We start from the raw sequence: 12,629 nt of genomic DNA, 5'->3' as shown, positions 1-12,629 counted from the left end.
TATTTCTTTAAATTTCCAGCTCAAAAATCTTGGGTGCATGAGTGATAAAGCTATAGCCATCTGTCTGGATGAGGACATCATCTTCTATGCGCACACCACCATATCCCGGGATGTAAATGCCGGGCTCTATGGTGACGACGTAGTTGGCTTGCAGCGTATCCTGGCAAACCGGGCTGATGAATGGCTGCTCATGCAACTGTATGCCTAGCCCATGGCCCAGGCCCGTGCTGGTATAGGCGGAAAATTCCGATGCTTGCAACACCTCGCTGGCTGCGGCACTGGTGATGGTGGCCAACTGCCCGGCATGCAGGCTGGCCAGTGCGGCCTGCTGCGCCTGTTGCACGGTGTGGTAGATATTTCTTTGTTGCACGCTGGCTTTACCTGCGACGAAACTGCGCGTCATGTCCGAGCGATAACCATGTACGACCGCCCCAAAATCAATGACGATGAGATCACCCGCAGCCAAGGTCTTGCTGGAAGGGATGCAATGTGGCAGCGCCGAGCGCGCACCAAAGCCGACTATGCTGGGGAAGGACAAGCCATCAGACCCCAGTATCTGCATGCGGTATTCAAGCTCCAGTGCAAAGTCGCGCTCGCTGACACCCAGGCATAACAAGGGCATGCAATCATGCAGGGCCTGGTCAGCAATCGCGGCTGCCTGGCGGATTTGCGCGGTCTCCCATGCATCCTTGGTCTTGCGCAATTCTTCTACCAACCCCGTACTACTGGTGCAACTGATGCCGCTTAATTCCTGCGCTATACCTGACCACATCTGCAGATTGATATGAGCAGCTTCAAACAGCAGCTTGCTGATGCGCTGTGTGTCCAGGACTTGCCGTATCGCCTGCCCCAGGCTTTGCTGGTCGCGGTTGCGGCATATCAATTGGCACTCAAAGCACTCGGCTTCTGCCTGTTCGATAAAACGATAGTCAGTGATCAAGAAAACCTGATCCAGCGTGACTATGCCATAGGCGGCTTCCCCGGAATAATTGCAGAGATAGCGCAGATGATCGAGGGAGAAAACCAGTAGCGCCTGTTGTTCCTGGTCTTGCAGGCGTTGACGCAACTTGCCCAGTCTTAGTGTGAATTCAGCTGTCATCGGAATATGAATCCTTGTATCAGGGGGTCTTGCTGATCCAGGTAGAAAGTGCTGCGCCCTGTGACATGGGCGCTGCCTTCCACACGCGGGATGATGGCGCTGTGATAGCCATAGCTGTGTGGATGATAGGCCGCCACCTTGAACTGGCTGCCGAGTATGCTTTCTATGGTGATACTCTCACCCAGTCGTAATTGACCGCGCGCATGCAGAATAGCAGCCTGGCCGGATACCCCGCTGCCAGTCGGGCTGCGGTCCAGTTCGCCATCGGCAAAGATGCAGACATTGCGGCTATGTACACCAGCTGTTTGTGATGGCGCAGAAAAGATGCAGCCATACAAAAAGCTCAGTTCTGCATCATAGGGATGCTGGATGGCGATCTGTGCCTGTACTGCGGCCTTGATGCTGCGTCCCATGGCGATGATCTGGCGGTGGTTGTCTGCTGCCAGCGACAGACCCAGGCTGGGTGCATCAACATAGGCATAGTAGGCGCCGCCATATGCCAGCGTGACATTCACCTTGCCCAGCCCGGGCACATCGACCTTGATATCCAGGGCGGCGACGAAGGAAGACACATTGTCAAAATAAGTGCGCGTGACCTTGTTATTTTCCATTTCGGCATAGGCGGTGATTTGCCCTGCAGGGACATCGATTTTGATAGTCGTCATGGGCCCGCTACTGGCCACCACGCCAGCTTCCAGTGCGACACGTGTGAGGGCGATGATGGCATGGCCACACATGGTGCTATAGCCTTCGTTGTGCAAGAACAGCGCACCAAAATCACTGTCTTCGCGCTCCGCTGCGACGATCAGGCAACCATACATATCGGCATGGCCACGTGGTTCAAACATCAGGGCGGTGCGCAAGTGATCGTAGTTGGCCTGGCAATAGGCGCGCTTGTCGAGGATGCGTTTTCCCGGCAAGTTTGGAAAACCTTTGGTGATGATGCGCAAGGGCTCGCCACCGGTATGGCAATCCAGGCTATTGATTTGTAATACCTCAGGCCCTGGCCGCCATTCGGAAAAAGCCCCGGCCTGTGTAGCGCTTCGCATGCATCCTCCTGCTCTAAAAGCATCAGCTTAGAGGGCACGAGTAAGCTTGTCTTGACGCTTTGCCTGCACTCTTGCAAAGAAATTGGCATAGAAAAAAACTATTTCCATCTGCTCAAAATTTCCGCAAAAGTTTACGTATATTTAAAATATATTTATGATATATTAAAAAACGACATGGGAGTTTTCAATGAAAAATGCAGTCGTGATGTGTGTGCAATAGCAGATTTTCAGCAGTGTTACAGCAGGGTTATTCATTCCTGGTAAACGCCAGAAATGCATCGGGAAAAGAGCAGACAGTTTGTGATCCAGCCTGTTTGTCATCTGTAATAAAGGCGATTCAAATCATGAATTGTGCAAGACGAAACGGGCTGTTATTGCTTGGCAATGACTGAGACTAAATAAGTGTGACTAAACACGGCAGCTTAATTGCGCAACAGCCTCCAAGAAAATACCCACATCAGCAAACAAGAAGATCAAAAAATATTTTCCAAATCCGGAGCAGACAAAATGAAAGAAAAAGTATTATCCCATTCGCTGAGACTGATGTTCGCCAGCGGACTAGGCTTGAGCATCTTCACTGCCAACGTCCATGCGCAGGATACCAGCCCTGCCATGCAGCGCGTCGAAGTGACGGGTTCATCGATCAAGCGCATCAATCAGGAAACTGCATTGCCAGTGCAAACCCTGTCGCGCGCTGATATAGAAAAAAGTGGCGCCACTAATGTCGAAAGTCTCATCGCCGCTTTGCCCAGCATGCAAGGCTTTAGCACTGCCAACCAAACCATCAATGGCGGCGGCGGTGGCTTGCAGACAGCTTCCATCCATAATATAGGTGCTGCCTATACCCTGGTCTTGTTAAATGGCCACAGGCTGGCTTCTTACGGTGCCGGCAGTACGGTTAACCTTGCCAGTATCCCTTTGTCGGCTGTCGAGCGGGTAGAGATATTGACTGATGGTGCATCGACCCTGTATGGCTCGGATGCGATAGCCGGTGTAGTCAACTTTATCTTGCGCAAGAACCAGACGGAAGCTGCAGTCGATCTCAGTTACACCCAACCGCAACAATCGGGTGGCAAGTCTTATCGCCTGGGACTGTCCAAAGGCTTTGGCGATATGGATAAAGATGGCTACAACATCCTGTTGTCCTATAGTCATGATGAACAAAGCATGCTCAATGCCAGTCAGCGTTCATTTGCTGATACCGGCGTCAGACGGTTTTCAGAAAACGGCAAAACTTATGCGACCTGGTTCTTGTCAGATAATTCCAGTCCTGCTATCGCTCAGCTGAACTTCAAGAATGGTGCCGATCCCATCCTGTTCTCGCCCAATTATCTGAAGGATAAGAGCTGCGGCCCGAATACCTTCCAGGTAGAAAACCGCTGTCGATTTGATTATGCATCGACGGTACAACTGATCCCTGAATCCAAGCGCGACAGTTTGTTTTCTTCATTGAATTACAAGCTCAATAGTGATACCACGGTATCCGCTGAAGCTGTGGTTTCCAAGTTCACCCAGACCGGTCGTTATGCACCAGCGGCCCAGCCCTTGAACCTGGGTTTGGATAGCCCCTTGTTTGCCAAATATGTGACGCCTTATCTGGCTGCATTGGGAGTCAACCCGGCTGACCTCGATTCCGCCAAAATGCGCCTGCGTATTTCTGACGCTGGCGGTCGCAATACTGCTTACACCACAGAAGCACAGCATCTGGTGCTGGGTGTCGATGGCAATGCTTTTGGTTTTGACTACAACTTGTCCTATACCCATTCTGTTTCCAAGCGCATACGTGATTTTGCCGGTGGTTTTTTGAGCAAGGACAAATTTTATGGAATAGTCGATGGTGGCAAATATGATCCTTTTGCACCTGCCGGTTCTTCTGCTGCCATCCTGGCACCCGCCGTCCTGCATGAAAACTGGTCCAGTTCCAAGAGCACGCTGGATGTCTTGAGCCTGCGTGGCTCACGCGAATTGTTTGCCCTGGGTGGTGGTAAATCACAACTCGGCATGGGCGTGGATTTCAGCAAACAGCGTTATGACTATACGGCGACACCGATAGGCATGGGCACGAATGCCTTGCAACCCAATTACACTGATGCGCCTTTGGGTGATTCACCAGGTGACTTGCCGATCGCCGCCAGCCGCAAGAACTGGGGTAGTTTCGCCGAACTCTTGCTGCCAGTCAGCAAGCAATTCGATGTGACTGCGGCCCTGCGTTACGATGACTACAGTGCCGTGACCAATACTGCCAATTTTGATGAACAGGGCAAATCCATCGCTGCTGCGACCCAGGGTAATAAAGCCGACAAGCTGACTTATAAGCTGTCTGCCGCCTATCGTGCCTTTGACAATCTCTTGTTGCGCGGTTCTTATGGCACTGGATTCAAGATGGCCAGCATGAGTGACATCACATCCCCACTGACACATAGTGGCAATACTGGTGGCACCTATCCTTGTCCTGTTAAGGCACCAGATCCACGCGCTGTGAATTGCATGGGGGCGACGCAGTATGATGTGCTGACTGGTGGTAATCGCCTGACTGGCGAAAATGGCTTGAAACCGGAAGAGTCCAAGCAAGCGACCATAGGTTTCCGCTTCGAGCCGACTTCCAGTCTGTCACTGGGTCTGGACTTGTGGGACGTGAAAATGTCCAACCAGATTGCACAACTGCCTGAAGCCATCGTTTTTGGTCACCCCGAGAATTATTCCACGCTGTTCTCGACCTTCTATGAAGCAGGCCAGGGCGGCAATATCCTGGTTGGCACCCTGCCTTACTACAATATTGCGAATGCTCATTATCGTGGCATAGACTGGGATCATAGCTACAAGACTGCCACCCCTCTGGGCAAGCTGAGCCTGAACTGGACGGGGACTTATATGCTGATGTCCGACCTCGACATTCCTGGCAACCCTACTGTACACAGTGTAGGCCGCTATGACGAAAACAATGCCGTGGCTTTCCGTGTCATCAGCAAGCTGGTGGCTAGCCTGAAAACCTCGGATATTTTCACCCATGCCCTGACCATGAATTACCGCTCTGGCTATCACGATGCTTCCGCTTCGGTACGTGAAGTGAATGCCAACGGCAGCTTTGGCGACTTCGTCACCGTCAAACGTGATGTCGCTTCCTACACCACATTTGACTGGCAAACCCGCGCGCAATTGCGCAAGAACCTGGCTTTGACCATAGGTGTACGCAATTTGCTTAACGTCAACCCACCTTTGTCATTGAAAGAGGGCAATGGTGATCAGGTTGGTTACGATGGTCGTTATACCGACGCTCTGGGTCGTACTTTCTATATGACGGGTTCTTACAGTTTTTGATGACAACTTCCCCCTGCTTGCTGACAGGCAGGGGGAAGTTTAATGCTGCAAATTGAAGTAGGCATAAGCCAGAGCCGCAGCGATACACAGGCAGATGAAAATGCCTAGCGGGAAAGCCTGATTTGTTGCCGGATTGCCGGGTCGTCTACTTGCTGCAGCCTTGCCAGGCGGCGTTTGATTTTTATCCGCACCCATCTTGATCAAGGCCAGGATGGGTTCGGGATCGAGTTTCACCAGCTTCGCATATGCGCGTGTGAAGCCTTTGACTATCGCCGCCTCCGGTAGGGCGGGATAGTCGTCTTTTTCCAGCGCAATGATTTGTCTTGGTGCCAGCCTCAGCCGGGCAGCAACCTGTTCCACTGTCCAGCCCAGGGCATTGCGGCCCGCTGCCAGCTTGGCACCAGGTGAAGCAGCCAGTCTTTGGGCTTCAGCTTCCAGCAAATCGCTGGCGATAGGTTGTCCCAGGCGGGATTCAATCAACTCTTGATAATGAAATGTACCTGTGACTTCTGACAGAGCAGCTTCACTTTGCTCAGACTTGCTCATTACCATTGCCTCATATATAACAAATTCCCGGACTCAATGTCGCGATAAAAACGCTGAAGAACTATTTTGCGAATCGTAATCAGTGGCGTGCAGCACCAGCAACTAGACCAGCAACTAAGCCAGCAATATCAAAATTAAATTACTTAATTGCTATTAAATGTCGTACTTTGTCTCAATGTTTGCTGCAAACCATAAAACTTGCTCCGGCTAAGTCGCCGATTTCATGATAATCGGGTAAGCTTCGAGTACGTGTTGACATGGCAAGTTATCAACTTGGGGATGGGCGTAAAATGGCTGAGTTTCTTTTGCGCTTGCCCCCTGTTATTTCTGCTTAAGTGTCAGCATAAAAAGCACTGTCGTAAGATTATCTCAAACTGCCTGTTCAGGATACTTATTTTACAGGCGATATAAAATGGTTTTGGAGTGCCACTAATGATAAAAATTGCCGTTGTTTCTTATAATAACGAAGTACCAGAAACGCCGATTTCTGCGGTATTTGGGCCGGAACCAGCGACGATAGGGCGGAATATAGAGAATTTCCTGGCCTTGCCTGACCCCAAGCACTTTGTGTCGCGTACCCAGGCTCACGCCTGGAGCAAGGATGGCAAGCATTTCATCAATAATCTCAGCCTGGCCAATCCTGTCAGCATCAATGGCAAGGAAATCAAAGCCGAGACGGCATTTGAAATTCATCCTGGAGATCAAATCCAGATAGGTTTATACCTGTTGACTGCCGAAACTGCTGAGTTTGCCGAGCCTTTGGCCGCAACAGATATTGCTGTTGATGTAACAAAAGATGCAGCTGAAGATCTTGCTACAGACATATCTGTAGCCGCAACTGTAGCCCCGGCGGCAGCTGAGGTAGAACCAGAGGGCGAGCCCGTCGCGCAAGCTCCACAGGACAGTGTAACGGACAGCGTTACTACCAGCCAGCCAGCAGTGCCAGTGGCAAAAGAGAGTGTGGCTGCACAGCCGCCACAGTTCCTGTTGCGGCCCGAAGCCATTCAGACTCCAGCAGAAGACGTTACGCAAGCCAGTAGCAAACCTGTTGTTGCTACTGCAGAAGCTGCTGCCGATGTGCCTGCCAGCGCGGTCAAAGCCGATGCTGCCAAGCCAGCCAGCCATGCCAGCCACAATACACAAGAACTCATGCAGGCCTTCTTGCAAGGCGCAGGTTTGCAACAATTGAACCTGGCTTCAGGCTTGACTGTAGAGCTGATGGAAACCTTGGGCAAGTTCATGGCAGCCTCGGTGCAGGGGGCGATGGAAGAACTGTCACAACGTGCCTTGCTCAAGCGCGAAGTGAAAGCAGAAGTAACCATGGTTGTGCTAAGGGAAAACAATCCATTAAAATTTTTCCCTGACAGTAAAACTGTATTAACTCAGATGTTGCGCAAGAAGATGCCAGGTTTCATGGCGCCCTCAGAGGCCATGGAAGATGCTTTTTTTGATATACGTGCGCATCAGATGGGTGTGGCAGCAGGAAACAGGGCGGTAACAGATGCTATTTTGAAAACCCTGCAACCTGGCCATGTGGAGGCACAGTTGGGTACGCCTGGCCTGCTGGACCAGATTAACCCCGGGCGTCGCAAGGCAGCCATGTGGGACCAGTTCAGTGAGTTATTTGATACTATTTCAGCTGGCAAAAAAGATGAATTCCAGGCCATGTTTGGCAAGGAGTTTTTACTTGCCTATGAGAAAGAAGTCGAAAAAGCAGAATCAAATCGCTAGATTTCTGTGCTTAAACTTAACCACATTCCGGCCATGCATCTGGATACAGCGCAATTCACTGCCATAGGCAATCGAAAAACCAATGAGGATGCGCTGGCCTGGGCCAATGAAGATGGATTGGCCTGTTTTGTGCTGGCTGACGGCACAGGTGGTCATGTCGGTGGTGAGATGGCGGCCAAGGTCGCAATTGACGCTGTTGTAGAGAAATTTGTCCAGGAAGCCTCGTTCAGTGCCAGGGCTTTACGCTCTTATCTGGATTGGGCGATCGTCAGAGTGGCGCAAAGCAAGCGCGAGAATGTGGTGCAGCGACATATGAGCACCACCATCGCCACCGTGCTGATAGACAAGAGTAATCGTTGTGCCCTGTGGGCGCATATGGGTGATACCAGGATCTATCAGTTTCGCAAGGGCAGGATCAAGATGGTGTCGAAAGACCATAGCCAGGCCCAACGTCTGGTAGACGCTGGCATTGTCGACTATACACGCATACGTCAGCACCCCCAACGCAATATGTTATTTGCGGCGATAGGTGCAGAAGGCGACAGTAGTCCAGAGGTAACTGCAGATGCCATGGATTTGAACGATGGCGATGCATTTCTCATGTGTACCGACGGGTTTTGGGAGTGGGTACATGAGCATGAAATGGAGTTTTGTCTGGCAACGACAGGCAGTAGTGAGGCCTGGTTGAGTAAAATGAATGCCATTGCAGAAAAAAATATTAGTACGTCAAAAGCAATTAACAGGGATAATTTCTCGGCTTTTGCTATTTGTCTGCATGACAAACAAGTTAACCGCTAATTGAGCGTGAAATGTTAAGCGTGAAACAGAAGCCTGGACGTGGATATCATGAATACATGGATATCATGCCGCTTTTGCTTCAGGCAAGAAACTACTATCCGAGTAAGCCTTGAACACAGAAAAAGTACTCGCCACTGGAGCATCAACTGCAATTCATGCAGGTACCGAGAATTGTCTCGCTGTCGGCACGCGGCTAAATGACTTTGAAATCACCGGTATTTTAGGTGAGGGTGGCTTTGGTATCGTGTATCTGGCCTTCGACCATTCATTGCAGCGCACCGTTGCCATCAAGGAATACATGCCAGGTTCCCTGGCCGGTCGTTCTGCCGATACCAGTGTGACCGTCAGGTCCGAGCGTCACAAAGCTACTTTTGAAGCAGGCCTGAAGAGTTTTATCAATGAAGCGCGCCTGCTGGCCCAGTTTGATCATCCTTCCCTGGTCAAGGTGTATCGCTTCTGGGAAGAAAACAAGACTGCCTACATGGTCATGCGCCATTATGATGGTCATACGCTCAAGCAAATCGTCAACAAGCGCCCCAAGCTGGTGACCGAGGCCTGGCTGAGATTTATCTTCAAGCAGATACTCGAAGCCCTGGATAGCCTGTACCGCTCCAAGATACTGCACAGGGATATTTCCCCTGACAATATCATCGTGCAAAAGAACGGCGTGGCCGTCTTGCTGGACTTTGGCTCTGCCCGCCAGATCATTGGTGACATGACGCAAGGCATGACGGTGATCCTCAAGCCTGGCTATGCACCCATAGAGCAATATGCCGATGATGTGGAAATGCCCCAGGGCTCATGGACGGATATCTATGCCCTGGCTGCTGTCATGTATTTCGCCATCATGAAGTCGCCGCCACCTATCTCGGTAGGCCGGGTAGTCAAAGACACCATGTTGCCGTTGCAGGATGGTGAGCACGCCGGCTTTAGTGCCAAATTTTTGAAGGCCATAGACCTGGCGCTGGCCATACAACCGCAAGACCGGCCGCAAAGCATGGATGAATTCCGTCAATTGCTGGGTATCAGTTCTTTCGCCTCTGTACGCAAATCCCGCAAAGGCAGGGAAGAACATGCCGCAGGCATGCAAGCAGAAGGGCAGGATCATTTGCACGCCTTACCTGTCAAGGATGTGACTGCTGTAAAAACACATAGGCCAGAAGTCAAAGCGGCAGAAGGCGGGGGCGCCGTGTCAACCAAGTCTGGCAAGCTGTTACTGCCCATGTTGGCACTGGCTGGAGTCCTGATCCTGGCGATCGCTTATTTAGCCAGCCGCCAGGGGGCGAATAAACCTGGTCAAACTTTGGCCGCTGGCCCGGCTCCTGCTTCTAGTGCGGTATCTGCACCGCAGTCAGCGCCCACTCCGGCATCTGTTGCCGTAGTTGCACCATCGGAAAAAAATGCAGCCGCTGCTGCCAGCAATGCCAGCCCTGTAGTGGCCAGTGCAGCGGAGGCAGCAGACAAGCCAGATCCTGAGAAACTGGCCTGGGACAAATTAAAGGACGATAATACAGCCAGCCCTGAGGCGCTTAGCGCATTTTTGCAGCAATATCCTCAGGGCAAATTTGTAGAGGCTGCACAAGCACGATTGAAAGAAGTCAAAGCGGCCAAGGCAGCTGCCAGCAAACTCAATTTGAAGCTGGCAATCAAGCCCTGGGGCACGGTTTTCGTTGATGGCGTACAGCAGGGGGCCAGTCCACCCCTGAAACATATAAGCCTGGCTGCAGGCAAGCATAAGATACGGGTAACCAATCCTGGCTTCCCCGACTTCATCACTGAAGTCGAGGCTGGCAAAAGCAATGCTGCAACCATAGAACATGAGTTCACGAATAAATAAAGCTGAAGAAAAATGAAGAAATTAGCCCAAACGCTGTATGTGACGGGTCTGGTAATGGCATGTACCCTCTTGCAGGGTTGCGACACTGCACCCAAGCAGCCACCGGCTCCCAAGCCCGTGGTGAAACCAAAAGAAACTCCGCCACCGCCACCACCACCACCCGCAGAGCCAACTGCCCCTGCTCTCAACTCAGATATGCAGGCATTGAAAGATGGTACGACCTTGTATGATGGTGGTGATTACAATGGTGCCATCAAAAAACTCAATGCCGCGACCGAAATTTGGAGCGGGCATAACAAGGACGTGCAACTTGGTGCCCTGAAGATTCTGGCGTTCAGCTATTGTGTGACTTCTCGTACGCAATTGTGCCGCCAGCAATTTGACAAGGCCTTGAAGCTGGATCCAGCTTTCAATTTGTCAGCCGCAGAAATCGGTCATCCTGTATGGGGACCAGTATTCCTGAAATCCAAGAATGCCGTCAAAGCACCAGCGCCTGTCAAGAAAAAAGAAGGCACTGCTGCCGCTAAGTGAGTAAGTTGGCAAGCAAGTAGGTAAGTAACACTACCGGCAACTGATATGCCGGTAGCAGCTCTCAATCGCGACCAAATGGCGCATCGACTGCGTGGCTTTGACCGGTGAACCAGCGTGGTCCCTGTTCCGTCATATAAAAATGATCTTCCAGGCGTATGCCAAATTCGCCTTCTATACAGATCATGGGTTCATTGCTGAAGCACATGCCAGCCGCCAGCGGACGCTGGTTGCCTTTCACCAGATAAGTCCATTCATGGATGTCCAGGCCTATGCCGTGGCCAGTACGGTGTGGCAGGCCAGGTAGCTGATAGTCTGGCCCAAAGCCAGCGGCTTCCAATACCTTCCTGGCAGCGGCATCGACTTGCTCGCAAGGCACGCCGATTTGTGCCGCCTCAAAGGCTGCGCCCTGGGCAGCTTTTTCCAATTCCCATATATCACGCTGGCGCTGGCTGGGTTTGCCAAACACATAGCTGCGGGTGATGTCCGAGTTATAGCCATGCAGTTTGCAACCGGTATCGATGAGTACCATGTCGCCTTCGCGCAGGAATTGCTCAGCATCCGGGCCATGTGGCATGGCAGTCGCTGCACCAAAACTGACTATGCAGAAAGTGGATGCACTGCCACCATAGGCACGGTGAGCCTGGTCTATAAATCGGGCGACTTCAAAAGAAGAAATACCTTCATGCAGAATTTTTGCCGCCTTCTTTTGCACTTCCAGCGTCAGGTTCTTGACCTTTTGCATGATGGCCAGCTCGGCTGCTGATTTATGCATGCGGCATTCAGCTGTAATACTGCCGGCATTGATGATCTGTGCCAGAGGCAAGACACGACGCAAGCCATCGAAGACAAAGAACGGTGCGTTTTCGTCGAGTGCAATGACAGCAGTCTTATAGCCAGCATCCTGCAAAAAATTCTTGACCAGCAGGCAGGGATCATTTTCTTCTTGCCACAGGCGGATATCTGCATTTGTACCCAGGGTCTCACGCAGCTTGGAATCTTCAAACTCAGGGCAGACATAAGTCAGCCTGGCATCCGGTGTCAGGATGGCTGCCGTCAGGCGCTCGCTGGGATACCAGCGCAAGCCCGTGAAATAATACAGGCTGCTGCCAGCCGGCAAAATCATGGCATCGACGCCATTTTCTTGCATCAGCCTGGCGGCTTTTTCTACCCTGGCCTGGCGTTCTGTTGCACTGATGGGGCTGACATCGCTCAAGTCTGCCTGGATGCTGGCTAATTCTAATTCTGCAGTGGAACCGCCTATGCCTGATGTCATGCTGGAACTCCGGTTTGGTTTTTATGGATGCGGAGGAGGATAGTATAAGGCGGGGTCTGGGTCTTGATGGTTTGTGTTTGTGTGGATGACGAAATCGGCATAGTGGTCCAGATTACACCGTAATTACTGTTTTTATTTAAGTCAGTTAGCTGCTGCGATCCCTAATAAACCGTAAACTTATTTACGTCATTCCAGCGTGTTTTTGACTGGAATCTAGCGGCGCTCGTAGCAAGCTGTCAGACATCTTAATTTCAGATTTGAATTGTTTGGCATATTTGACTTTCAAATGCCTGCACATGTATTTGGGGATTGCCGGTCGGGGGGAGCCCGACAGCTACATACCTTTCTTTCACGTCGCCAAGACAGGCATGCCAAAGAAGGCGATCCAGGTGTCGCTGCCCCTAAAGGGAGGCTTTCCTGCAAGTCAAAAGCAAAGCAAAGTCAAAA

General features: G+C 51.4%; 9 protein-coding genes. 5 read left to right on the top strand and 4 right to left on the bottom strand.

Annotated elements, in window-relative coordinates; all coding sequences use genetic code 11:
- Positions 1-7: 7 nt before the first annotated feature.
- Both ACO0LC_RS18385 and ACO0LC_RS18380 read right to left on the bottom strand, forming a co-directional pair.
- Entirely contained in the window at positions 8-1,099 is a 1,092-nt protein-coding gene (locus tag ACO0LC_RS18385; protein ID WP_423005694.1) for a M24 family metallopeptidase, read from the bottom strand.
- Positions 1,096-2,148: a proline racemase family protein gene (locus ACO0LC_RS18380; RefSeq protein WP_423005692.1), complete on the bottom strand. Its 1,053-nt coding sequence runs from the start codon at positions 2,146-2,148 to the stop codon at positions 1,096-1,098. The genes ACO0LC_RS18385 and ACO0LC_RS18380 overlap by 4 nt, the downstream gene beginning before the upstream one ends.
- A 507-nt stretch (positions 2,149-2,655) precedes the next feature.
- On the opposite strand from ACO0LC_RS18380, the gene ACO0LC_RS18375 reads away from it, so the two are divergent.
- A complete protein-coding gene (locus tag ACO0LC_RS18375; RefSeq protein ID WP_423005690.1) occupies positions 2,656-5,466 on the top strand; it encodes a TonB-dependent receptor in 2,811 nt (936 codons plus the stop codon).
- 39 nt (positions 5,467-5,505) lie between these two features.
- On the opposite strand, the gene ACO0LC_RS18370 is transcribed toward ACO0LC_RS18375, so the two are convergent.
- On the bottom strand, positions 5,506-6,012 hold the full coding sequence (locus ACO0LC_RS18370) for a helix-turn-helix domain-containing protein (protein WP_423005688.1): 507 nt from the start codon (positions 6,010-6,012) through the stop codon (positions 5,506-5,508).
- A gap of 432 nt (positions 6,013-6,444) precedes the next feature.
- Between ACO0LC_RS18370 and tagH the strand changes: the two genes are divergently transcribed.
- From tagH to ACO0LC_RS18350, 4 genes are all read left to right on the top strand, one after another.
- The gene (gene tagH, locus ACO0LC_RS18365) at positions 6,445-7,743 is read left to right on the top strand and encodes a type VI secretion system-associated FHA domain protein TagH (RefSeq protein ID WP_423005686.1); all 1,299 of its coding nucleotides are present in this window, start codon (positions 6,445-6,447) and stop codon (positions 7,741-7,743) included.
- A gap of 33 nt (positions 7,744-7,776) precedes the next feature.
- Positions 7,777-8,541, top strand: a complete 765-nt coding sequence (locus ACO0LC_RS18360) for a PP2C family protein-serine/threonine phosphatase (protein ID WP_423005684.1) — start codon at positions 7,777-7,779, stop codon at positions 8,539-8,541.
- 109 nt (positions 8,542-8,650) lie between these two features.
- Entirely contained in the window at positions 8,651-10,378 is a 1,728-nt protein-coding gene (locus ACO0LC_RS18355) for a serine/threonine protein kinase (RefSeq protein ID WP_423005682.1), read from the top strand.
- A 12-nt stretch (positions 10,379-10,390) separates the two neighbouring features.
- Entirely contained in the window at positions 10,391-10,909 is a 519-nt protein-coding gene (locus ACO0LC_RS18350) for a TssQ family T6SS-associated lipoprotein (RefSeq protein ID WP_423005680.1), read from the top strand.
- 61 nt (positions 10,910-10,970) lie between these two features.
- Here the strand turns inward: ACO0LC_RS18350 and ACO0LC_RS18345 are convergent, their stop codons facing one another.
- Complete coding sequence (locus tag ACO0LC_RS18345) at positions 10,971-12,182, bottom strand: M24 family metallopeptidase (RefSeq protein ID WP_423005678.1); 1,212 nt, start codon at positions 12,180-12,182, stop codon at positions 10,971-10,973.
- Positions 12,183-12,629 lie beyond the last annotated feature (447 nt).

Source organism: Undibacterium sp. JH2W (assembly GCF_049340425.1).
Classification (GTDB): domain Bacteria; phylum Pseudomonadota; class Gammaproteobacteria; order Burkholderiales; family Burkholderiaceae_D; genus Undibacterium.
The sequence above is the reverse complement of the archived record's forward strand: the minus strand, read 5'-3'. Positions and strand labels throughout refer to the sequence as shown.